This window comes from Bartonella sp. AR 15-3 (assembly GCF_002022445.1).
In the GTDB taxonomy this organism is placed as follows: domain Bacteria; phylum Pseudomonadota; class Alphaproteobacteria; order Rhizobiales; family Rhizobiaceae; genus Bartonella.
This window is the reverse complement of record NZ_MUYE01000001.1, coordinates 216,249-239,351: the sequence shown is the minus strand read 5'-3', so window position 1 is coordinate 239,351 and position 23,103 is coordinate 216,249. Positions and strand designations below refer to the sequence as shown.

Annotated in this window: 20 protein-coding genes and 1 pseudogene; 13 read left to right on the top strand and 8 right to left on the bottom strand. The window is 34.3% G+C overall.

The window, feature by feature from the left end; translation table 11 throughout:
- Positions 1–462 precede the first annotated feature (462 nt).
- From BAR153v2_RS00935 to BAR153v2_RS00905, 7 genes are all read left to right on the top strand, one after another.
- The gene (locus BAR153v2_RS00935; RefSeq protein WP_078679917.1) at positions 463–1,134 is read left to right on the top strand and encodes a tetratricopeptide repeat protein; all 672 of its coding nucleotides are present in this window, start codon (positions 463–465) and stop codon (positions 1,132–1,134) included.
- A gap of 4 nt (positions 1,135–1,138) precedes the next feature.
- On the top strand, positions 1,139–2,572 hold the full coding sequence (gene der / locus BAR153v2_RS00930) for a ribosome biogenesis GTPase Der (protein ID WP_078679916.1): 1,434 nt from the start codon (positions 1,139–1,141) through the stop codon (positions 2,570–2,572).
- A 277-nt stretch (positions 2,573–2,849) separates the two neighbouring features.
- The gene (locus BAR153v2_RS00925; protein WP_078679915.1) at positions 2,850–3,275 is read left to right on the top strand and encodes an AtpZ/AtpI family protein; all 426 of its coding nucleotides are present in this window, start codon (positions 2,850–2,852) and stop codon (positions 3,273–3,275) included.
- A gap of 2 nt (positions 3,276–3,277) precedes the next feature.
- Positions 3,278–4,036: a F0F1 ATP synthase subunit A gene (locus BAR153v2_RS00920; protein WP_078679914.1), complete on the top strand. Its 759-nt coding sequence runs from the start codon at positions 3,278–3,280 to the stop codon at positions 4,034–4,036.
- A gap of 54 nt (positions 4,037–4,090) precedes the next feature.
- Positions 4,091–4,321 (top strand): F0F1 ATP synthase subunit C, encoded by a 231-nt coding sequence (locus tag BAR153v2_RS00915; RefSeq protein WP_006589457.1) that lies wholly within the window; start codon positions 4,091–4,093, stop codon positions 4,319–4,321.
- Positions 4,322–4,468: 147 nt separating this feature from the next.
- The gene (locus BAR153v2_RS00910) at positions 4,469–5,101 is read left to right on the top strand and encodes a F0F1 ATP synthase subunit B (RefSeq protein ID WP_078679913.1); all 633 of its coding nucleotides are present in this window, start codon (positions 4,469–4,471) and stop codon (positions 5,099–5,101) included.
- Positions 5,102–5,112: 11 nt separating this feature from the next.
- On the top strand, positions 5,113–5,607 hold the full coding sequence (locus BAR153v2_RS00905) for a F0F1 ATP synthase subunit B (protein ID WP_078679912.1): 495 nt from the start codon (positions 5,113–5,115) through the stop codon (positions 5,605–5,607).
- 1,166 nt (positions 5,608–6,773) lie between these two features.
- Here BAR153v2_RS00905 and BAR153v2_RS00900 read toward each other — a convergent pair.
- The 4 genes and pseudogenes from BAR153v2_RS00900 to BAR153v2_RS00880 form a co-directional block, all read right to left on the bottom strand.
- Complete coding sequence (locus BAR153v2_RS00900) at positions 6,774–8,129, bottom strand: L-cystine transporter (protein ID WP_078679911.1); 1,356 nt, start codon at positions 8,127–8,129, stop codon at positions 6,774–6,776.
- A 405-nt stretch (positions 8,130–8,534) separates the two neighbouring features.
- Positions 8,535–8,948 carry an 8-oxo-dGTP diphosphatase MutT gene (mutT, locus tag BAR153v2_RS00890; RefSeq protein ID WP_078679909.1) on the bottom strand — a complete coding sequence of 138 codons (414 nt, stop codon included), beginning with the start codon at positions 8,946–8,948 and terminating at the stop codon, positions 8,535–8,537.
- A 133-nt stretch (positions 8,949–9,081) separates the two neighbouring features.
- Positions 9,082–10,319, bottom strand: a pseudogene (argJ, locus tag BAR153v2_RS00885) (bifunctional glutamate N-acetyltransferase/amino-acid acetyltransferase ArgJ).
- Positions 10,320–10,400: 81 nt separating this feature from the next.
- A complete protein-coding gene (locus BAR153v2_RS00880) occupies positions 10,401–11,354 on the bottom strand; it encodes a peptidylprolyl isomerase (RefSeq protein WP_078679908.1) in 954 nt (317 codons plus the stop codon).
- A 415-nt stretch (positions 11,355–11,769) separates the two neighbouring features.
- Between BAR153v2_RS00880 and secA the strand changes: the two genes are divergently transcribed.
- From secA to prmC, 4 genes are all read left to right on the top strand, one after another.
- Positions 11,770–14,484 (top strand): preprotein translocase subunit SecA, encoded by a 2,715-nt coding sequence (gene secA / locus BAR153v2_RS00875; RefSeq protein WP_078679907.1) that lies wholly within the window; start codon positions 11,770–11,772, stop codon positions 14,482–14,484.
- Positions 14,485–14,500: 16 nt separating this feature from the next.
- Positions 14,501–14,914: a Fur family transcriptional regulator gene (locus tag BAR153v2_RS00870; RefSeq protein WP_078679906.1), complete on the top strand. Its 414-nt coding sequence runs from the start codon at positions 14,501–14,503 to the stop codon at positions 14,912–14,914.
- A gap of 183 nt (positions 14,915–15,097) precedes the next feature.
- On the top strand, positions 15,098–16,177 hold the full coding sequence (gene prfA, locus BAR153v2_RS00865) for a peptide chain release factor 1 (protein ID WP_078679905.1): 1,080 nt from the start codon (positions 15,098–15,100) through the stop codon (positions 16,175–16,177).
- Positions 16,174–17,040, top strand: coding sequence for a peptide chain release factor N(5)-glutamine methyltransferase (gene prmC / locus BAR153v2_RS00860; protein WP_078679904.1), 867 nt, complete (start codon positions 16,174–16,176; stop codon positions 17,038–17,040). Before prfA ends, prmC begins: the two co-directional genes overlap by 4 nt.
- Here prmC and nrdF read toward each other — a convergent pair.
- From nrdF to nrdH, 4 genes are read right to left on the bottom strand one after another with little or no spacing between them, the layout of a single operon-like run.
- Complete coding sequence (gene nrdF, locus BAR153v2_RS00855; protein WP_078679903.1) at positions 17,037–18,011, bottom strand: class 1b ribonucleoside-diphosphate reductase subunit beta; 975 nt, start codon at positions 18,009–18,011, stop codon at positions 17,037–17,039. The two genes, prmC and nrdF, sit on opposite strands and share 4 nt — an antisense overlap.
- A gap of 11 nt (positions 18,012–18,022) precedes the next feature.
- On the bottom strand, positions 18,023–20,173 hold the full coding sequence (nrdE, locus tag BAR153v2_RS00850; protein WP_078679902.1) for a class 1b ribonucleoside-diphosphate reductase subunit alpha: 2,151 nt from the start codon (positions 20,171–20,173) through the stop codon (positions 18,023–18,025).
- The gene (gene nrdI / locus BAR153v2_RS00845; RefSeq protein ID WP_078679901.1) at positions 20,161–20,553 is read right to left on the bottom strand and encodes a class Ib ribonucleoside-diphosphate reductase assembly flavoprotein NrdI; all 393 of its coding nucleotides are present in this window, start codon (positions 20,551–20,553) and stop codon (positions 20,161–20,163) included. Before nrdI ends, nrdE begins: the two co-directional genes overlap by 13 nt.
- Positions 20,553–20,774: a glutaredoxin-like protein NrdH gene (gene nrdH / locus BAR153v2_RS00840; RefSeq protein ID WP_078679900.1), complete on the bottom strand. Its 222-nt coding sequence runs from the start codon at positions 20,772–20,774 to the stop codon at positions 20,553–20,555. The genes nrdI and nrdH overlap by 1 nt, the downstream gene beginning before the upstream one ends.
- Positions 20,775–21,470: 696 nt before the next feature.
- Between nrdH and BAR153v2_RS00835 the strand changes: the two genes are divergently transcribed.
- Together BAR153v2_RS00835 and BAR153v2_RS00830 are read left to right on the top strand one after the other, a co-directional pair.
- Positions 21,471–22,211, top strand: coding sequence for an ABC transporter ATP-binding protein (locus tag BAR153v2_RS00835; protein ID WP_078679899.1), 741 nt, complete (start codon positions 21,471–21,473; stop codon positions 22,209–22,211).
- Positions 22,212–22,226: 15 nt separating this feature from the next.
- Positions 22,227–23,099, top strand: coding sequence for a metal ABC transporter permease (locus BAR153v2_RS00830; protein ID WP_078679898.1), 873 nt, complete (start codon positions 22,227–22,229; stop codon positions 23,097–23,099).
- The last annotated feature ends 4 nt before the right edge of the window (positions 23,100–23,103 follow it).

The following is a 23,103-nucleotide window of genomic DNA, read 5'->3' as shown; positions in this document are numbered from 1 at the left end:
TTTTTCTACATGCGACATGCTATATTGAGGTATTTATTTATCCTCTAGAAAAATACCTGTATACAATTTTTACAAGTAGTAAAAAATTGATAATAAGATTAACTTGCGCTGTACCTGTGATTCATGCATTATCGTTATATGAACTATTATAAAAAATAATAATAATTAAATAACCTGCACTATATTTGAATGAGTTATCAGTTGAGTGTAATGAACAGAGCCACTGAAAATAGTTTTTCATGCTTTTATAAAGGTCAAGCACACCAAAGCCGTAGTATGAAACGATAAATTTTACAGAAATCTTAAGTAGTATAATGATTTAAAAAAAATCCAATTGATAAGAACAGACACTCATTCTAATTTTGCCAATTGAAATTATAGAGTTTTTTTGTTGATTAGGATTACTAAATTTTATTTATTTTATATAAAAGCGCAGAATAATGTTTTTTCAAGGTAGACTATATGACACATGATAATTTTATTTATGAAGTTAATGAAGAACTCCGTCAAGAAAAATTCTATACTTTTTGGAAACGTTATGGTTCTTTTGTTATTGGTGCAGTTATTATTTTTGTTTTGATGATAATTATCTATCAAATTTATCAGCAGCAGCAGATAAATAAAGCCAATAATGTTGGTGATACATTTATAACAGGTCTTGATTTAGCTGATGCACATCATTTCGATGAAGCGATTAAGAAATTTAAAAGTGTTAAAAAATCTGATTTTGGTGGATATCCTTTTCTTGCAGATTTGCGTGAAGCCTCTTTGTGGACGGAACGCGGTGATACTGCTAAATCAGTAAAAATGTTTGATATGATTGCAGCGGATGAAAAAGCACCACAGATTTTGCGGAAAATTGCAAAAATTCGAGCAGCTTATATTTTAGTTGATATAGGAACATTTGATGATGTAATGCAGCGTGTTAAAGAAATGGCTAATGATATTGATCCTATGCGCATGTCTGCAAGAGAAGTCTTAGGCTTAGCCGCTTATAAAGCGGATAAAATGGAAAATGCAGTTTATTATTTCCAAAAAATTGTTGAAGAGAATGCTTTAGGATTTAAAATAACGGATCGAGCAAAAATTATGCTTGAGCTTATTCAAGCGAGTGGAAAGGTAAATAAGGAATAAACTGATGAGCCTTACCATTGCTATAGTTGGTCGGCCTAATGTTGGTAAATCGACACTATTTAATCGTTTGGTTGGGCAAAAGCTGGCTCTAGTTGATGATCAACCAGGTGTAACCCGTGATCGACGTATCCATTCAGCTAAGTTTCAAGATCTTCATTTTAATGTAATTGATACAGCAGGATTGGAAAAATCAGATAACCATACACTTGAAGGACGTATGCGTTCTCAGACAAAAATTGCCATTGCTGAAGCAGATCTTATTTTATTTGTGCTTGATGCTAAAAGTGGGATCACACCCAGTGATCTAGATTTTTCTTCACTCATTCGTAAATCAGGAAAACCAATCGTACTCGTTGCTAACAAATCTGAGTCAAAAGCAGCGATAGGAGGAGAATATGAAGCATGGTCATTGGGATTGGGTGAGCCTTGCTTAATATCTGCTGAACATGGTCAAGGTCTCTCAGACCTTCGTGATGCTATTGTAGCGGCTATTGGTACAGATAAAATTTTTAATCTGAGGAGAGAAAAAGAAAAGGTTTATACTGCTGCACAGGTTTCATCCATTAAAGATAATGTTGGTGACATAGCAGAAGAGGATTCTGTTTATGATGAAAAAAAAACCATTCGGATAGCAATTGTTGGTCGCCCAAATACAGGTAAATCAACACTTATCAATAGCATGTTAGGGCAAGATCGTTTACTGACAGGCTCTGAAGCTGGTATTACGCGCGATTCTGTTTCTGTAGATTGGGAATGGAATAATCGTCGTATTAAACTTTTTGATACTGCAGGCTTGCGTCGAAAATCAAAAGTTCAAGAAAAGTTAGAAAGACTTTCTGTTATGGATTCCTTACGTGCAATCCGTTTCGCTGAAGTCGTTGTCATTGTTTTTGATGCAACAGCATCTTTTGAAAAGCAAGATTTACAAATCGCTGATCTTGTGATTCGTGAAGGACGCGTTCCCATCATTGCTTTCAACAAATGGGATCTTATTGAAAACCATCATGAAACATTAACTACTTTATATGAAAAATGTACTCGCCTTCTTCCTCAGGTACGTGGCTTGAGAGCTATCCCTTTATCAGGTCAATATGGTCAAGGAATTAATAAATTAATGGAAAACATTACGATGATACATCGTGTATGGAACCGTCGTATCTCTACAGGAAAACTGAACCGCTGGCTTGAAACGATGCTTGTTAATTATCCACCACCTGCTGTTTCTGGACATCGACTTAAAATTAAATACATAACACAAGTTAAGACACGTCCTCCTGGATTTGTTATTTCTTGTTCACGATCAAAAGAAATGCCTCAATCATATTTGCGTTATCTTTCTAATGGACTGCGAGATAAATTTGACATGCAAGGTGTACCAATTCGTCTATCTCTGCGGACATCTGATAATCCTTTTGCAAAACGCATAAAAAAGAAGTAATTTTCTTTTACATATTGTTAAATTTTATAAAATTAAAAATCGACATTTAATTACTTATTATAGAATAACAAGTATTTGCAAATCTGTTAAAATTTAAGATATGATATTCTTTTTATTGGATTTTTACGCAATAAAATAAATTTTAGGCGTTTTTATTTATCTATAAAAATCTTTGTGGTAGAGTGCTTTTGAGGACTTGACGAATAAATCTGACAGCAATATGCTAAATAAAGCTTGATGGAGTATATTGTAACCTTTTTTGATTAAGGAGCCACTTATGGCGAAGGGCGATGAACCCGATATGCCACAAAAGGATGTTGAGAGATATAAAGACAAACAAGTATCTTCTCTTTATTCAGAGGATTTAGAATTTCGTAATCGGAATTTAGAATTAGCTTTAATCGGTAAAAAAGTGTTAAAGAAAGAGAAATCTGAAGGTGGAGGAAAAGAGCAACAAAAAAAAATGGCATATGCCGTTAAGTTGTCGAGTGAATTTCTGGCAAATATTATTGTAGGAGCTGTTTTAGGATTTGGGTTTGACAAATTAGTAGGTTCATTACCATGGGGATTAGTGTTTTTTCTTTTTCTTGGATTCGTTGCTGGTATATTAAATATTCTTCGATCTATGAAATATATTGCTCCCAGCCAATTAGAACGACGTAGTGCTTTGCAACAAAATAAAGAAGATAATAAAGAGGTTTAAAAGTGACATCGCGCGCTCCAGATCCTATCCATCAATTTGAGGTTTCACGATTGATTAATATTTCCATTGGAAATGTGGATTTGTCATTTACAAATGTGTCTTTTTTTATCGTTTTAACAGTTGTCCTCTCTTCAGTGTTTCTTTTCATTTCATCATCAAGTCGTCGGTTAGTTCCAACACGGATACAATCTGTTTCCGAAATGCTTTATGAGTTTGTAGCGTCAACTTTGCGAGAATCGTCTGGTACACAGGGAATGCAATTTTTTCCTTTAGTTTTTTCGTTATTCATTTTTGTTCTTGTTGCTAATTTTATTGGTTTGTTTCCTTATTTTTATACAATTACTTCCCAAATTGTGATTACTTTTTCATTAGCAATATTAGTAATTTTAACGGTAATTGGATATGGTTTTTATAAACATGGACTCAATTTTCTAAAGCTTTTCGTTCCCAGTGGCGTTCCTGTGATCATACTACCTTTGGTTACAATGATTGAGGTTATTTCTTTTTTATCTCGCCCTATTAGCCTTTCATTTCGCCTATTTGCTAATATGCTTGCAGGCCATATCACGCTTAAAGTATTTTCTGGCTTTATTGTTTCAATGATTGGGATTGGAATCATAGGTTTTGGCGGTGCAATCTTATCACTTGCCATGACTGTGGCAATTACGGCTCTTGAATTTTTGGTTGCTTTTCTTCAAGCTTATGTTTTTACAGTTCTAACTTGTATGTATATTAATGATGCGGTCCATCCAGAACATTAATAAAACCGGCGGATTTCCGTCAAATTATGCAATTTCGCTTTAAAGGAGAATGATATGGAATTAGTACTTGCAGCAAAATATATTGGAGCTGGTCTTGCTTGCTTTGGTATGGCTGGAACCGCACTAGGTCTTGGAAATATTTTTGGAAGCTATCTTTCTGGTGCATTAAGGAATCCATCAGCAGCAGATAGTCAATTTGGTCGTTTAGTATTTGGTTTTGCTGTTACAGAAGCTTTAGGTATTTTTTCATTGCTTATTGCCCTTTTACTTCTTTTTGCTGTCTAATTACTTTCAAAAAGCATGTCTGTTTTATAAATTGTTTGAGAACAGACATAGCTTTTTAGCTCTTAATAAAAAGAAAGTTATTACTTACCAAAAGCTTTGATTTAATGATTTAATAGAGATAGAGCGATTATTTCGAAGGAAAATGAAATGTTGATTTCCAGCGATGATGTAGAAGATACTAAAATGCCGGATCCTTTTAATGATCAGGCAGAATTTGATCATGATGATCCTAAAGTGCTAGAGTGTCATGATGATAAAACAGAGTTTAATAGTATTACAGAGCATGCGAGTCGTGTCTTTCCACCTTTTGATTCCTTGTATTTTGCTTCACATTTTCTTTGGTTGGCTATTTCTTTTGGATTTTTTTATCTCTTCGTTTCTCGTATAATCGTACCACGTATTGGTGGTGTTATTGAAACACGTCGAGATCGGATTGTATCCGATTTAGATCAGGCAATGCGTATAAAACAGGAAACAGATATTGTAATTGAAATTTACGAGAAGAAATTAGCAGAGGCTCGTTTAGAAGCAAAGAATATGATACAGGCAGCGAATAATGAAATTAAATTAAAGGCTGAGCTCCAGCGAAAAAAAATTGAAGCAGTTTTAGAGAAAAAACTAGAAGATGCTGAAGATAAAATAAAAAAGATTCAAGATAAAGCAATGCAGAATATTAATTTAATCGCAGAAGAAATTACTTTCGAAATTATTAAGAAGTTAATTGATGTTGATATTAGTAAAAAATCTATTAGTTCAGCTGTTAAAGCTGTAAGTCATTAAGGATTGCAAAAATGACTGATACGTTTTGGGCTTTTATTGGATTAGTTCTTTTTTTAGCTCTTTTAATCTATTTTGAAGTTCCCAATGTGATAATACGCAAACTCGATACACGTGCAAAACATATTAAAGATGAACTTAATGAAGCTCTTCATCTTCGTGAAGAGGCACAGAAAGTGCTTGCTGAATATCAGCGTAAACATTTAGAAATAGAAAAAGAAACACAAGAGATTATTGCTGATGCTAAATGTAAAGTTGAAGCTATTATCGCTGAAACTCGCATAAAAACAGAGGAATATATAAAGGATCGCAGTCGGTTAGCGGAACAAAAAATTGCTCAAGCCGAAGCTAATGTAGTTCGGATGGTTTCTTCATCTGCTATTGATTTAGCAATTTCGGCTGCAAATAGGCTTCTTACAAAAGAATTAGGTGCTGAGCAAGCTAATAGCTTGATTAAAAAGTCTCTTGTTCAAGAAACCCTAAAAAATGTAGAAACATATTTTAATTAATATGTTTTTATTAGCATTTTTTAAAAATATTGAGAGTGAATATTGTGTTTGCTGATTATGAAGATTTTTCTTAGCTTTTTAGCTACATTATTGATGTAAAATCTTTCTTATCATAAACAGAATTTTAAGAGAAAAATTGTTTGGCGAAGCATTGGATTGAGATAATAAAAGAAGCAATTGATCATTTGCATTTTACTTATTTTAATTTTATCACAAACTTTACAATATTAAGTAGTGATTAATATAGACCTTTCTTTATGACTTGAAATTGCTGATTAAAATAACGAAGAGCTTTAATTTGATTAATAATAAAGCTTTATTTGTCAGAAGTGAGATACAAAAGCTCAACGTTAAGGGTTTCTCTTTTGAGGAAAAGAAATACTCTTAGTTCAGAAAATAATATTAAGTTAGAGTTTTAATCATAGCCTTATAAAAAGGCATTTTATAATGCACGTAAACTGTGTGAGCATTGAGAGTAAAATCCGTTTATATATTAGGTAAAAATCGTTTTAATAATACTCTTTTATTAATAACAAAATTTTATAATCGCAATTAATTTTTATTAAAATAGAAACTACTATCTCACAATAGCTATCAAAGTAAGCAACTTTACCATAGCCTTATAATTTATTATAATAAGAAAAAATAGCAATGTTTCTTAGTTTACAGATTATGAATAATTTGATGAATTAAATATAAAGTTACCATATACAAAATAAAAAGATATATTATATATAAAAACTTGCAATCCAAAAGATGAATTTCTAGAAGAATTAAAATAATACTGATAATTATAAACTTTATTGTATCGAGCTTCTAAAAACTTCAAAGATATAAAAGAAAGTAAGTAATTTTAGTGAAGTAAAAAACTATCACACAAAGGCAATTGCTTAATCTATTATAAACTAGTATCTATGAAAATGCAGAAATTTTCAATAGTAAAGAAATTTCTAGGAGAACTAAAATTGATAAAAGGTTTTAGATGATAACATCTAAGGTTATAAAAACTCAAATTTACAGCGTAATTATATTTGTGATAATGCTTAAGTTTATGAGATATTATATTTTATGGAAAGAGGCTGTTTTATAAGGAAGTAAAATTATCAATAAGTAACAAAGATTATATCAATAATAAATATAAAAAGCCGATAATCTTAATATGAAAATCATTCTTCAAAAATGCTTTTATCCATTGTATGCAATATCTGGCTTGTCATAGTTCCAGCTAACATTGAACCATTTACGTTAAGAGCCGTACGCCCCATATCAATTAAAGGTTCAACAGAGATGAGTACAGCTACCAAAGTAACAGGAAGCCCCATAATGGGCAAAACAATTAACGCAGCAAAAATAGCTCCTCCTCCAACACCAGCAACACCAATAGAACTTAATGTTACAACACAAACAAGAGTGGCTATCCAGAGAGGATCGAGAGGATTAATGCCAACAGAAGGAGCTATCATAGTCGCAAGCATTGCTGGATAAAGGCCTGCACAACCATTTTGACCAATTGTTGCACCAAAAGAAGCCGCAAAACTTGCAATTGAATGCGGAACACCAATCCATTGAGTTTGTGCTTCGATATTTAAAGGAATACTAGCAGCACTTGAACGACTACTAAAAGCGAATGTTAAAACAGGAAAAACTTTTTTGAAAAAACGGAATGGATTAATACCTGAAATACCAAGTAATATGCCATGAACTCCAAACATAAGGCTAATACCAATATAAGAAACAACAATAAAAACCAGTAATTTTAAAATATCTGCAACATTTGAAGTTGCTCCCACCTTAGTCATTAGAGCAAAAATACCGTAAGGTGTTAAAGAAATTATAATACGCACTAATCGCATAATCCAAGACTGTATAATTTGAATCAATAAAAGCGCTTTCTCCCCTTTATCTGGTTCATCCTTTTTTAAAAGAATAACCGCAGCTCCTAAAAAAGCTGAAAAAATAACAACACTAATAATTGACGTAGCCTTTGTTCCTATTAACTCAGCGAATAAATTTTGAGGAATAAATGATAAAATCAACTTCGGTATACTGATATCTTCAAGCTGAGAAGTATGACTTGCAAGAATAGTAGATATATCTTCTCCTCCATGTACTAAACTACTTGCAGTAAGTCCAAAAAAATTAACCATAAAGATACCAATCAACGCAGAAAAAGATGTTGTCAAAAGGAGTATTGAAATTGTTATTATGCCAATTCTGCCAAAAGCATAAACAGAATGCAAATGTGCTACTGCCGAAACGATAGAGATAAAAACCAGTGGCATAACAATCATTTTTAATAACGATATATATCCATCACCAACAATATTAAACCATTCAACAGATTCTAATAGAATAGGATTGCCTTCCTTATAAATAATCTGCAAAATACTACCAAAAATTAAACCAACGATAAGACCTAGTATAACATGCAATGTAAAATTTTTTTTAATTTTCTTGTAACGAGTAAGACATAACAAAAAAATAACAAATAAAAATAAATTAATAAAAAAACTAAATATCATTATTTATTCCTATTATTATTTTTAAAAATTAAAAAATAACTCACAAATAAAATGTAAATATTATAATAATAAATATAAAAATTATTATTCTTTTATAAGATTTAATATAATCTAAAAATATTTTTTATCTATAAATAATTTATTTCTAACAATTATTTTATCTAAAATAAGGTGTCTCAATAAAAATAAATGTACACATAATAAATCTCGCATTCCAACAAAAAACAATGCACAACCAAATGTGCAACAACAATCAAGCAATTTATCTAAAAAAATAGTTAAATCTCTTCTGATTATCTCAAAAACCTTATTTTTAAAATACAGTTGCCTAAGATTCTTTAACCGAAAAATATTTAGTGAAAGAAATTTCCCATTGTTTATCAATATTTTCCCTTTATAAACATATTAAAGAAGAAGATTTTTTAGAACTTGAATCAACGCCTTATCAGCGTCAGGCATAGAATATTCATCAAGACTGCTAATAAAAACCCATTCTAAATTTTGTCCTTCTCGTCCTTCTGGAACCCCCTCATAACGGCGACAAATATATAACGGCATTAACAGATGAAAAGTTTCATAATTATGGCTTGCAAATGTTAAGGGTAATAAATTATTAGGTTGAACATAAATGCCAAGCTCTTCTGCTAACTCACGAATTAATGATACCTCTGGCGTTTCACCATTTTCAATCTTTCCACCAGGAAATTCCCATAAACCAGCGAATGATTTTCCTTGAGGCCGTTGTGCAAGTAAAACCCGATTATTCGGGTCTAATAAAGCGCATGCAACAACAAGAAGGAGTGAATTTTTTATATGCATACTAATGGCCCAAAAAGTAATAAGTGACTATCATTTTTTCTATTGTAAAGCCCTATACCAGAATAAACAACTAAATATCCAGTCTTTTTCAGAATTATATAAATACTAAATATTCAAGTTTATGTTTTATTAATCAACTTCTATAATCACTATTGACCGCGACGTATTCCTTCGTTAAATCACAAGACCAAACTGTTGCTTTCCCACTCCCAAGACCGATATCAACACAAATTGTAATATGTTGATTTTTCATATAAGCACTCACTGCTTCTTCGCTATAATGAGGGTCACGTTCACCATTAAAAGCCAAACAATGTTCACCAAACCAAATTTTTAATCGATCACGGTCTGCTTCAACACCTGCTTTACCAATCGCCATAACGACTCTCCCCCAATTAGCATCTTCGCCCGCAATAGCTGTTTTTACAAGTGGTGAGTTTGCAATTGATAGAGCAATAGTCTTAGCAGCACTATTTGTTGTCGCACCAATAACAGATACCTCAATTAAATGACAGGCTCCTTCACCATCACAAACAACTTGTAATGCAAGTTCATGCAAAAGCTCACGCAAGTGCTTTGCAAATGTCCAATAACGAGGATCTGTTTCACTTGTCAAACAAGGGAGATAGCCCTTCGCTTTTCCTGTTGCAAAGATCATTAATGTATCAGACGTCGAAGTATCACTATCAACAGTAATCGAATTGAAAGTTTCCTGAACAGCCTCTGATAACATTATCTGGAGTATATCTGAAGAAATCTCTGCATCACTTACCACAAAAGAAAGCATTGTTGCCATATCTGGCGCAATCATACCAGCGCCTTTTGCAATTCCATTAATAGTAACAAGCTCTCCCCAAAATCAAACTGACGCGTTGCAAGTTTTGGAAACGTATCGGTTGTCATAATAGCTTTTGCAGCTTCTAACCAGCATCCTTCCTTTGCTTTAGAAGCCATATCAGGTAAAAGATTTAAAATACAAGCCTCATCCATTGGTTCACCAATAACACCCGTAGAAGCTATAAAAATTTCATTTTCTCTCGCCTTTAAAACACTCGATGCAGAACGTACTATTGCATTTGTTGTCTGCTTACCTTTGTACCCTGTAAAAGCATTTGCATTTCCAGAATTAACAACAAGACCCCTAGCAACCCCATACAAAAGCGATTCACGACAATGATCTACAGCAGAAGACCTACACTTTGAACGTGTAAAAACACCTGCCACATTAGCTGGCTCATCAAACACAATAAAAAGAAGATCTGTACGACCTTTATATTTAATGCCAGCTTCAGCTGTGGCTATCCGCACACCAGATAATAGTGGGAGCTCTTGTATTTTTTTAGGTGACAAAGGCGATATCTTTACAGCCATTACATGCTTTTCCATAAATGTAATTGAATACAATCATAAAGGTGCTGGACATTGTAAAAATGACCCAACAGAAGAAAAAGGCTATTCTCCCCCCTCTAAATTGGATGCTTCACCTAGAAATGGTGCTTCATTTTCATTAAGGGATTGCATACGTTTTGCAATATTAGAATCAGGGTATTCTACATTGACCTTACTCCGTAAGTCAGTGATAAGTGTTTGATAACGTTCTCTTATAAGCTGTGTACGCAATACCTCTTTGACATCATCAAAGACAGGAGGTTGTTTCAAACGACGATCCTCTATCTTAATAACATGCCAACCAAATGGACTTTCAATAGGCTTTTTAGTGTATTCCCCTACTTTCAAATTAAACGCAGCTTCTTCAAATGATTTAACCATTTGACCACGACTAAAATAACCAAGATCTCCACCAACAGCAGAAGAACCATCTGTTGAGTCTTTTTTTGCAATTTCCTCAAACTTTTCACCTTTATTCAAACGCTTAATAATTTTTTCTGCTTCTTCTTTTGTCTTAACTAAAATATGGCGTGCTTTAATTTCATCTTCTTTAGGTAAAGCAGCAATTTCTTTATTATAAAGAGCTTTCACATCAGCATCTGCAATCTTGTCAACAACCATCTCTTTAAAATAAAGTTGCTGAAGAATATTATCGCGCATTATTGCCATACGTTTATCATAAGCTTCTGTCTTATCTACGCCTTTTTGCAGTGCTGCTTTAGCAAGTGCCTGCATATCCAAATAAGCTTTTAAGACCGTTACACGACGTTGTTCATCCGGAACACGAACTAAATTAGGATTTATTTCGAGTGCTAGCTCATCTAATTGCCCCGCTGTAATATTTTTCCCATCAATCACTGCTATTACATGAGAAAGAGAAACTGGTTTTTCAGTAATGTTCTCTAAAGTACTTAAATCATTTTTCGCAGTCTTTACACTTTCTTGGGCTATCACGCCCGTATGTACACTAACTAATAAAGTTGAGGCAAAACATAGTGCGCTAAAATTGAATTTCATAAATATACTCCCTTTTAAAATAATGCATTTTCAAATTTAAATTTTTTTACCATAGCACTTTAAAATCTAAACATAGATAAATTTGATAATTTTATTTCACAAAAACAAAAAATGATCCTTCTATTCTATTACACTTTATTCTAGATAATACAAAACATGATAATATAGAAAAATGTCACATTATACCCTAAATTACTTCATACCTTAATTATTCAAATAATATCACTAAAGTTGACATGATGCTTTTAGGCCCTTAATCTCTATTTTTAGAAAAAAATGAAAAAAACATTATATATTACTTAAAATAAAGCGCTGCATACACCTAATTATATCGAGCGTTTTGGGTAATGCAGGGCGATAGGTGCAATTTATAAACACCCATTGCGGTGATAACAAATGAAAGAAAGGACCAGAAATGGTCAATTTAGGTGCTCTTGCCCATAAATTTTTTGGTTCGGCTCATGAACGCCGCATAAAAGCACTTCGCCAAAAAACAATACAAATTAATGCCTTAGAAGAACAATTGCAGAAATTAAGCGATAAGCAATTACACAAAAAAACCGCCGAATTTCGTAAAAGATTAACTGAAGGAGCAACGGTTGATTCGCTATTACCAGAAGCATTTGCAACTGTTCGTGAAGCAGCAAAGCGTGTTTACGGTATGCGCCCCTTTGATGTACAGCTTATTGGTGGAATGGTTCTTCATAACCGAGGAATTGCTGAAATGCGTACTGGTGAAGGTAAAACATTAATGGCAACCTTACCAGTGTATCTTAATGCCTTAGAAGGAAAAGGGGTCCATGTTGTCACGGTTAATGATTATCTTGCCGGTCGTGATGCTGAAACAATGGGGAAAATCTACGATTTTTTAGGTATGACAACTGGTGTTATTCTCAACCATCTTGATAATGACTCTCGTCGAGCAGCTTATGCGTGTGATATTACTTATGCAACAAATAATGAATTAGGATTTGATTATCTTCGCGATAATATGGCTTTTGACCGTAGCCAAATGGTACAACGTGGCCATCATTATGCAATTATTGATGAAGTTGACTCAATTCTCATTGATGAAGCACGAACCCCGCTTGTTATTTCTGGTCCCTTAGAAGATCGTACTGATTTTTATAATCTTATTGATGCATTTATTGCTTTCCTAACACCAGAGGATTACGAAATAGATGAAAAACAAAAAACAACAACGTTTACTGAAATTGGTACTGAAAAAATTGAGGAAATACTTAAAAAAGCTGGGCATCTCAAAAATGAAAGCCTCTACGACATAGAAAATGTTACGATTGTCCACCATATTAATAACGCTCTAAAAGCGCATAAATTGTTTATTCGTGATAAAGATTATATTGTCCGCAATGGTGAGATCGTTATCATTGATGAATTTACTGGTCGTATGATGCCAGGGCGGCGTTATTCTGAAGGATTACATCAAGCATTAGAAGCCAAAGAACATGTCACTATTCAACCAGAAAACCAAACCTTAGCTTCTATTACTTTCCAAAATTATTTTCGTATGTATAAAAAATTATCTGGTATGACTGGAACAGCTATAACGGAAGCTGAAGAATTTAATAATACATATGATCTTGAGGTTGTTGAAGTCCCTACAAATTTACCCGTTCAACGCCGTGATGAAGATGATGAAATTTATCGAACAGCAGAAGAAAAATATCGAGCCATTGTTCGCGATATTCGTCAAGCTCATGAAAAAGGACAACCTATTCTGGTTGGAACTACTTCTATTGAAAAGTCGGAACAATTAGCAGAACGCTTACGGAAAGAAGGTATTACTGATTTTCAAGTTTTGAACGCTCGTTATCATGAACAGGAAGCACATATTATAGCGCAAGCAGGTGTTCCTAAAGCGTTGACTATTGCAACCAATATGGCAGGTCGTGGTACCGATATACAACTTGGTGGGAATGTTGAAATACGTATTCGGCAAGAATTGCAGAATATACCTGAAGGCCCAGAACGAACCGCTAAAATTGAAGAAATCAAAAAAGATGTTCAACAACTTAAAGAGAAAGCGTTAGCTGCTGGAGGTCTTTATGTTATCGCTACTGAACGCCACGAAAGTCGTCGAATTGATAATCAACTTCGCGGTCGTTCTGGTCGCCAAGGTGATCCTGGGCGTTCAAAATTTTTTCTTTCTCTTCAAGATGATCTCATGCGGATCTTCGGTTCTGACCGTATGGATAGTATGCTGCAAAAGCTTGGACTAAAAGAAGATGAAGCCATTATCCATCCATGGATTAATAAAGCTCTTGAGAAAGCTCAAAAAAAGGTTGAAGCACGAAACTTCGAAATTCGTAAAAATCTTTTAAAATATGACGATGTGATGAATAATCAACGCCAAGTTATTTTTGAGCAACGCATGGAAGTTATGAATGCAGAAAATTTAACTGAAATGACCGTTGAAATGCGTAATGAAGTCATTGAAGATCTAGTAGAAACTCACATTCCATATGGAACATACGCAGAAAAATGGAATGTGAAAGGTTTACAAAAGGAACTATATCAGGTTTTCAATTTAAACCTTCCAATAGAAAAATGGGCAAGTGAAGAAGGAATTGCAGAAGAACAAATTGTAGAACACATAACAAAGGCTGTTGAAAAATTTGAGAAGGAACGCTCTGAACGCTATAATCCGGAAATAGTCGCTTACTTTCGTAAAGCTATACTACTTGAAACAATTGATATGTTATGGCGTGAGCATTTAGTTCATTTAGATCATTTACGTTCCGTTGTTGGCTTCCGTGGTTATGCACAACGAGATCCTCTCAATGAGTATAAAACAGAATCATTCGAACTCTTTCAAACTATGCTTATCAATCTCCGTAAAAATTTTATTTCTAAATTCATGCATTTTGAAATTATTCAACAACCCGTAGAATCAAAAATATCGGAAAGATCTCGCTCCCAATATTCTTCCAGTACTCAGAGCGAAAAAAATAACACTACAGCATGGACGCAGATAAACGAAAATCGCTTAGTTAATCCCCAAAAACGCAATCCTAATGATCCAAAAACATGGGGGAAAATTGGACGAAATGAATCTTGTCCTTGTGGTTCAGGAAAAAAATATAAGCATTGCCATGGGTCCTTCACTTAAAAAATCGAAGAATTAAATGAATAAACAAGGTTATGAAAAAGAATTGCGAATTGCTGGTCTAAGAGTAACGCGTCAAAGACGTATCATTCTTGACGTTTTAGCCGATACAGATGACCATCCGAATGCATTTGAAATTTTTCAGCGTGTTCATAAAATAGACTCTAGTATTTCGCTATCAACTGTTTATCGCACAATGAAAACATTAGAAGAAAATGGAACTATTCATCGCCATGCCTTCAATGGGGGACCTTCTCGTTTTGAACAAGCAAAAAGCGAACATCACGATCATCTTATTGATATAGACACAGGAGAAGCCATTGAATTTCAATCTGCTATCATTGAAAAGTTACAAGAAGAAATTGCTCATTCTCTTGGCTATAATATTGTTCATCATCGCCTTGAAATTTACGGAAAAAAACGCACTTCCTAAAATAATAAGCCTATGTGTGTAATGAAAGAGACTACTTATGCACATCAAGTCTTTACATAAATTTATTCTAAATTGCTATAATTTGGTTGGCAAGAGTATTTTTCTTCTTTATTACCCCTTACAATAATATAATGGTATAATATTATCAACTTCTAACATTCAATGAATTAGGCTGATATTGCTATGGTTTCTTTGCCACAAGACCGCATGAAGCAGCTTGAAAAACGCTTCAAAATAATTGAAAGCCAAATGGCTGAGAATCCAAATGCGGAAACATATGTAAAATTAGCTTCCGAATACGCAGAATTACAGCCAATTATAGTTTCTATACGGGCATTAAATTCTCTCTGTAAAGAAATAACAGATATCGAAACTATAATAAGTGATACACAAACAGACACAGAAATGCGTAATTTGGCCCAAGAAGAGCTATCATCATTATATCAAAAAATTCAGGAACTTGAGCAAGAACTCCAAATTCTTCTTTTGCCCAAAGATATTGCTGATGAAAAAAGCGTTATTATTGAAATTCGAGCAGGAACGGGAGGATCAGAAGCAGCACTTTTTGCAGGAGACCTTTTCCGTATGTATGAACGTTATGCTAATACTCATAACTGGAAAGTTGAAGTCATTTCTTTGAGTGATGGTGAAGTTGGTGGATATAAAGAAATTATAGCAACCATTTCAGGAAAAGGTGTATTTTCTAAACTTAAGTTTGAATCAGGTGTCCATCGCGTACAACGCATCCCTGAAACAGAAACAGGAGGACGCATCCATACATCAGCCGCCACTGTTGCAGTTTTACCAGAGGCGGAAGAAATTGATATTGAAATTTGCCCAGAAGATATCCGCATTGATACAATGCGTGCATCTGGTGCAGGTGGGCAGCATGTCAATACAACCGATTCAGCTGTCCGTATTACGCATATACCAACAGGAATTATGGTTGTTCAAGCAGAAAAATCACAACATCAAAATCGCGCACGTGCACTCCAAATTTTACGTGCGCGTTTATTCGATATTGAACGACAAAAAGCAGAGAGTGAACGTTCAGCATCCCGTAAAACTCAAGTTGGCTCTGGTGATCGATCAGAACGTATTCGCACCTATAATTTTCCACAAGGACGTGTAACTGACCACCGTATTAATATGACTCTATATAAACTTGACCGTATCATGGAAGGAGATTTAAATGAGCTGATTAATGCACTCATTTCTGATCATCAGACAACACTCCTTACTGAAATGGATCATAGTAGATGAACGATCACTCGCTCAGAAAAACCATTCAAAAAACACAAAAAAAATTGCAATATCAAGGAATCTCTGAAGCCGATCTTAACGCAAAAATACTCGTTGAATGGGTAACAGGAACTACTGCATCTGATAGAATTCTGCAACCAAATATGTGTCTATCTTCTGAACAACTCGTACAATTAGAACAAGCTATAAATCGACGTATTGCAGGTGAACCTGTCTACCGTATTATCGGGACACGAGAATTTTACGGTATACCATTCACCTTGTCTAAAGATACGTTAGAACCACGTCCGGATACAGAAACAGTTGTTGACCTTGTTTTACCAATTCTTAAAACATATCTAGAGAAATCAGAACAAGCTACACTGCTTGATATGGGAACAGGAAGTGGAGCTATCGCCATAGCAATTCTCAAGCAAATTCCTCAAACCTATGCTGTAGCCGTTGATATTTCCGAAGATGCTTTAAAGACAGCTACGAAAAATGCACAACATGCGAATGTTGCCCACCGTTTTACACCTCTTCTCAGCAACTGGTTTGATTCCGTCAAGGGACAATTTGATCTCATTATTTCCAATCCCCCTTATATTCCAGAAAAAGAAATCAAGAACCTTGCAAAAGAAGTGCGCCAACACGACCCTTTGCGTGCCCTAATTGGTGGAAAAGATGGCCTTGATTTTTATCGAAAATTGGCCCATGAATCAGCAAATTATTTAAAAGAGAAGAGCTATATCGCTGTTGAAATTGGCTATTCTCAAGAAAAAGAAGTTTGTGATTTATTTAAAAAGAATGGATTTAAATGTTTAAAAATACGTGAAGATTTAAATAGAATACCTCGTGCGCTTCTCTTTTCCTTCACGCATTAAAACGCCCAATCCTCATCCACAGTTGCAACTGCTTTACCAATAACATAAGAAGAACCTGACCCTGAAAAGAAGTCATGATTTTCATCAGAATTCGGCGATAAAGCTGCTAAAATAGCAGGGTTAACACGGCACACTTCAGGTGGAAAAAGAGCTTCAAAACCTAAATTCATTAATGCTTTATTTGCATTATAATGAAGAAAAACCTTAACATCCTCTGTTAACCCAATAGCATCATAAAGATCTTCAGTATATTTACACTCAATATTATAAAGATCAAAAAGTATATTAAAAGCAAAATCTTTTATTTCTTGTTTTTTAGCTTCATGAAGCTTCGCAAAACCTAATTGAAATTTATAACCGATATAATAGCCGTGAACAGCCTCATCACGAATAATAAGCCGAATTAAATCAGCGGTATTAGTCAGCTTAGCACGACTTGACCAATACATGGGTAAATAAAAACCAGAGTAAAATAAAAAGCTCTCAAGCAAAGTCGAAGCAATTTTTTTCTTTAGCGGTTCATTCGCTTCATAATGCTCAAGTATTAATCTCGCTTTCTTTTGCAAATAGGTATTTTCTTCTGACCATCTAAATGCATCATCAACCTCCACTGTCGAACATAAAGTTGAGAAAATAGAGGAATAAGAACGTGCATGAACCGCCTCCATAAATGCAATATTGGTTAATACTGCTTCCTCATGTTCTGTTACAGCGTCGGCTATAAGGGAAATAGCTCCCACAGTATTCTGAACCGTATCAAGAAGAGTAAGACCTGTGAAAACACGAATTGTCAGTTTTCGCTCTTCCTCCGTCAAACTAGCCCATGAAGGAATATCATTAGATAATGGTACTTTCTCAGGCAACCAAAAATTACCAGTTAAACGATTCCAAACTTCAAGATCTTTTTCGTCATGGAGTCTATTCCAATTTATAGCGCAAACAACAGGATTTTTGGTTGTAATTTTGGTCATATAATCATCTCCTATAAACTACATGAAACACAACCATCGACTTCTGTTCCACTCAATGCCATCTGCCGTAACCGTACATAATAAATGCTCTTTATGCCTTTTTTCCAGGCATAAATTTGTGCACGATTAATATCACGTGTAGTTGCTGTATCGGGAAAAAACAAAGTTAACGAAAGACCCTGATCGACATGCTGCGTAGCAGCAGCATAAGTATCAATAATTTTTTCAGGCCCAATTTCATAAGCATCCTGATAAAACTCTAAATTTGTATTATCCATATAAGGAGCAGGATAATAAACACGTCCTATTTTTCCCTCTTTGCGAATTTCAATCTTCGAAGCAATTGGATGGATAGAAGAAGTTGCATAGTTAATATAGGAAATAGATCCTGTAGGTGGTACAGCCTGAAGATAGCGATTATAAAGCCCATATTGAGCAACTAATTGTTTAAGCTCTTGCCAATCTCTTTGGTTCGGAATAACGATATTATTACGTGTAAAAAGCTCTTGTACTAGTTCAAATTGTGGTTTCCATTCTTTCTCAATATACTTTGTAAAAAAATGTCCATCTGCATAAGCTGATTTTTCAAATCCTACGAACATTTTTTTACGTTCACGCGCAATTAAATTAGAAGCACGCAATGCATGATATGTAACTGTGTAAAAGTAGATATTGGTAAAATCAATTGCTTCCAGCGTTCCATAATAGATTTTTTCACGCGCTAGAAAACCATGCAAATTCATTTGTCCCAAACCAATCGCATGACTCTCAGCATTGCCTTTTGCAATAGAAGGCACACAAGCAATATTACTCATATCAGAAACAGCTGTTAGAGCACGCACAGCTATTTCCACTGTTCTCCCAAAGTTATCACTCTCCATCGCTTTTGCAATATTCATTGAGCCAAGATTACAAGATATATCATTGCCAACAGCACGATAAGTTAAATCTGTATCCAGTTCACTCGCTTCACTCACCTGCAAAATTTCTGTACACAAATTGCTCATACTAATACGGCCTGCTATTGGATTTGCCCGATTGACCGTATCTTCAAATAAAATATATGGATATCCTGATTCAAACTGAATTTCCGCTAATGTTTGGAAGAAAACCCGCGCACTTATTTTCTTTTTGCGTATCTTTGAATTATCAACAAAAGAGCGATAATGCTCTGTCAAAGAGATGTCACTAAAAGGTTTTCCTGTAACCCGCTCAATATCGTAAGATGAGAAAAGATACATATCCTCATTATTGCGAGCAAGCTCAAAAGTGATATCAGGAATAATAACACCAAGAGAAAGTGTTTTAATTCTGATTTTTTCGTCAGCATTTTCTCGTTTTGTATCCAAAAACTTCATAATATCTAAATGATGTGCGTGTAAATAAACAGCACCAGCACCTTGTCGCGCACCAAGTTGATTAGCATAAGAAAATACATCTTCTAACATTTTCATCACAGGTAAAACACCCGATGCTTGATTTTCTATTTTCTTAATTGGTGCCCCTGCTTCTCGTAAATTTGTCAAACAAAGTGCCACACCTCCACCGCGTTTCGAAAGTTGTAAAGCTGAATTAATGGAACGACCTATCGATTCCATATTGTCTTCAACGCGTAACAAAAAGCATGATACTAATTCACCTCTTTGCTTCTTGCCCGCATTCAAAAATGTTGGTGTTGCTGGTTGAAACCGTCCTGTAATAATTTCATCAACCAACCCCTCAGCAAGGCCTTTAATCCCTTGTGCTAAATATAAAGCAACAAGACAAACACGATCCTCATAACGCTCAAGATAGCGCTTACCATCAAAAGTCTTTAATGTATAACTTGTGTAATATTTGAACGCACCTAGAAAAGTAGGAAAACGAAATTTAAATGCATAAGCGCGTTTAAAAAGCTTTTTAATAAAAGAAAAATCATAAAGTTCAAATAATTCTCTCTCATAATAATTTTCTTCTACCAAGTAATCTATTTTCTCCTTTAAATTATGAAAAAAAACCGTATTCTGATTAACATGTTGGAGAAAATACTGTCGGGCAGCAAGTCTATCCATATCAAATTGAATATGACCATTCTCATCATAAAGATTAAGCATCGCATTGAGTGCATGATAATCTGTAATTTTATCTGACGTTTCCAGTTTTTTTACACTTATTGTTTCCAAAACTTTTCCAATCCCTTTTTAACACAAATAACGTCTTCCTCAGTTCCTCGAAGCTCAAAACGATAAAGGCAAGGTATACAACATTTCTCTGCAATTATCTTGCTCGCTAAATTATAATAACAACCGAAATTGCGATTTCCACCACCAATGACACCACGAACCAATTCACGGTTTTCCACTTCATTAAGAAAATGAATCACTGCTTTTGGCACAGCCAATCTACCTTTACCATCTGCATAAGTAGGCACAGCTAACACATACGGCTCATTAACTAATATTGATGGATTTTTTTTATCAATTTTAAAAAGTCGTTGATCAAGCTGAGACACAAAATATTCAGTATTACCCGTTGCACTCGAATAATAAACAATAAGCCCCATTAGCCACAAAGACCATTAATCATATCTGGTCTAAAACCCGACCAATGATTATCATCGCAAACTACTACAGGCACTTGACGATATCCTAAAGATTGAACAAAATTATACGCTTGTTCATCACGAGAAATATCAATAACGTTATAATCAACACCCTTAGCATCAAAAGCACGATAGGTAGCATCACATTGAACACAAGATGGTTTACTATAAATAGTGATCATTCTTTTCAACTTTCATAATTCAAAAAATAACTTAGAAACAAATTAATTATGATAATTTCACAACATTTACACAATAATTACATACTAAAACACTTAGTCATGTCTCAATTAAAATGACTTACAAGCTGACGAACATAGCTTTAAATCACTACATTCCCTTAAAATAGAACATAGTACAAACGAAGAAATGACTTACAGTCGTAATAACTGCTCTCCGTTATACAATAACTACCTACTAGCATTTTTTTGTTTCACTGTTTTTTAATCAAAAGCATCATAAAGCCAACTACCTTTGTGGCCTTTACAGCCACTTTGTTAGTGCCTTCATTTGTTTTCCACCACAAAAAACTTTAATACATAGACAATGAACAAAAAAACTCCCCTAAGGTGACATTTCAATTGAACCGCTACTCTAAAAAATATGGCACTTCACTATGAAATAATCTGATTTCGATAAAATGAACAATGTATTCACATTTAGCATTTATTTTGAATCACAGATCATTCTAATACTATATATAGTATACATAGACATGATTTCGTCAAGAGAAATTCAAAGCTATTTTAAATTTTCTACGATATTCCCATTGCCATGAAAAGTCTCCTAAAACAAAGGATATAATATAACATTTTATTGACATATGTAATTATATAACATAACATATTCGAAAATATTAAAAAAAGAATGGTATCAATATGAGCTTACAGTTCAATAATGTGGTATTAGGTTACACAAACAGAATTGTTATAAAAAAATTTTCAGCAAAACTGACAAAAAATTCATTAATTGCCATAACCGGTGATAACGGTTCTGGGAAATCTACACTTCTTAAAGCTATTGCTGGATTAATTAAACCTATCAGTGGTAAAATTACAAAACTAACGAAAAGCCGTATTGCTTACCTTGGCCAATACTGTGACATTGATCGAACATTCCCAGTTGATGTAGAAACACTCGTTAAAATGGGACTATGGTCTTTCTGTGGATTATGGAAAAGCCAACATTCCTACCAATATAAAATTAAAAATGCACTAGAAATAGTTGGACTTACAGCACTTGCTCACCGTTCACTTAACACACTATCAAATGGGCAATTACAACGTGCTCTTTTTGCACGTATTATTGTCCAAGATTCCGATATTATACTGCTTGATGAGCCTTTCAACGGTGTGGATCTTAAAACCCAAAAGGAACTCCTAAAACTGATTACTCATTGGCAACAAAAAGGTCGCACAATTCTTATAGCGCTGCACAATCCTCTTATTGTGCAAGAATATTTTCCACAAATGATTCATATCAATAAAAAACACGCTTTTTATGGAGAAACAACACACTTATTAAGTGCTAATAATCACCCTATCACGTCACCTCTCATATCCAATTTTTCCATATCAATTCACAAGAACGAGCCTTTTCTATCAAGTAATTTTATCTAAACTGGATTATCACACGTGTACGCATTTTTTATAGCGCCTTTTATTGATTTCCAATTTATGCGAAACGCTTTAATTGGTTCCGTTTTATTAACGATCAGCGCCTGCCCTATTGGGGTATTTTTAATGTTACGTGGTATGAGCTTAACAGGTGATGCAATATCACACGCTATTCTTCCTGGTGTCGCCGTTGCTTTTCTTTTCTGTGGTTTTTCTCCCATATTCATGGCTCTTGGTGGAGTTGGAGCTGGTATTATTGTCGCATTAGCAGCTACCTTAATTTCGCGAAATAGTTTTCAAAAAGAAGATGCCTCAATGACTGTCTTCTATCTTTTTGCATTAGCAACAGGTGTCACGATTATTTCTCTCAAAGGATCAACAATTGACTTATTGCATCTTTTATTCGGTTCAGTGCTTTCTATTAATACACAGGCCATTTGTCTAATTACTGTTATAATGCTCATAACAATAAGTAATCTGTGTATTTTTTGGCGAGCTCTTGTAGTAGAAAGTTTTGATTCGCTATTTTTAAAATCACTCTCCCCACTAGGAAAATATGTTCACATTTTATTACTTGGACTCATGGTATTAAACCTAGTTGGCGGTTTTCAATCATTAGGAACGCTTATGTCCATCGGCATTATGATGATTCCAGCCATCACTGCCCGTTTTTGGCTTTCGCGTTTGGGCCCTATCTGTGTATTATCAATTATTTTAGGAATAATTTCCAGTGTATTTGGTCTCCTGCTCTCCTTTCATACATCCTTACCCTCTGGTGCATCTATCATTATAGTTGCAGGATCTATCTATCTTCTTACCTGTCTTATAAGCCCACTTGGACTCATTGCAACTTGGTTCCCTCGCCTTTTTTATACATCCTTTCCATCATAAGAAA

Coding starts and splice junctions, on each gene's coding strand:
- BAR153v2_RS00935 (WP_078679917.1), top strand. CDS start 463: ATGACACATGATAATTTTATTTATGAAGTTAATGAAGAACTCCGTCAA.
- der (WP_078679916.1), top strand. CDS start 1,139: ATGAGCCTTACCATTGCTATAGTTGGTCGGCCTAATGTTGGTAAATCG.
- BAR153v2_RS00925 (WP_078679915.1), top strand. CDS start 2,850: ATGGCGAAGGGCGATGAACCCGATATGCCACAAAAGGATGTTGAGAGA.
- BAR153v2_RS00915 (WP_006589457.1), top strand. CDS start 4,091: ATGGAATTAGTACTTGCAGCAAAATATATTGGAGCTGGTCTTGCTTGC.
- BAR153v2_RS00910 (WP_078679913.1), top strand. CDS start 4,469: ATGTTGATTTCCAGCGATGATGTAGAAGATACTAAAATGCCGGATCCT.
- BAR153v2_RS00905 (WP_078679912.1), top strand. CDS start 5,113: ATGACTGATACGTTTTGGGCTTTTATTGGATTAGTTCTTTTTTTAGCT.
- BAR153v2_RS00900 (WP_078679911.1), bottom strand. CDS start 8,129: ATGATATTTAGTTTTTTTATTAATTTATTTTTATTTGTTATTTTTTTG.
- mutT (WP_078679909.1), bottom strand. CDS start 8,948: ATGCATATAAAAAATTCACTCCTTCTTGTTGTTGCATGCGCTTTATTA.
- BAR153v2_RS00880 (WP_078679908.1), bottom strand. CDS start 11,354: ATGAAATTCAATTTTAGCGCACTATGTTTTGCCTCAACTTTATTAGTT.
- secA (WP_078679907.1), top strand. CDS start 11,770: ATGGTCAATTTAGGTGCTCTTGCCCATAAATTTTTTGGTTCGGCTCAT.
- BAR153v2_RS00870 (WP_078679906.1), top strand. CDS start 14,501: ATGAATAAACAAGGTTATGAAAAAGAATTGCGAATTGCTGGTCTAAGA.
- prfA (WP_078679905.1), top strand. CDS start 15,098: ATGGTTTCTTTGCCACAAGACCGCATGAAGCAGCTTGAAAAACGCTTC.
- prmC (WP_078679904.1), top strand. CDS start 16,174: ATGAACGATCACTCGCTCAGAAAAACCATTCAAAAAACACAAAAAAAA.
- nrdF (WP_078679903.1), bottom strand. CDS start 18,011: ATGACCAAAATTACAACCAAAAATCCTGTTGTTTGCGCTATAAATTGG.
- nrdI (WP_078679901.1), bottom strand. CDS start 20,553: ATGGGGCTTATTGTTTATTATTCGAGTGCAACGGGTAATACTGAATAT.
- nrdH (WP_078679900.1), bottom strand. CDS start 20,774: ATGATCACTATTTATAGTAAACCATCTTGTGTTCAATGTGATGCTACC.
- BAR153v2_RS00835 (WP_078679899.1), top strand. CDS start 21,471: ATGAGCTTACAGTTCAATAATGTGGTATTAGGTTACACAAACAGAATT.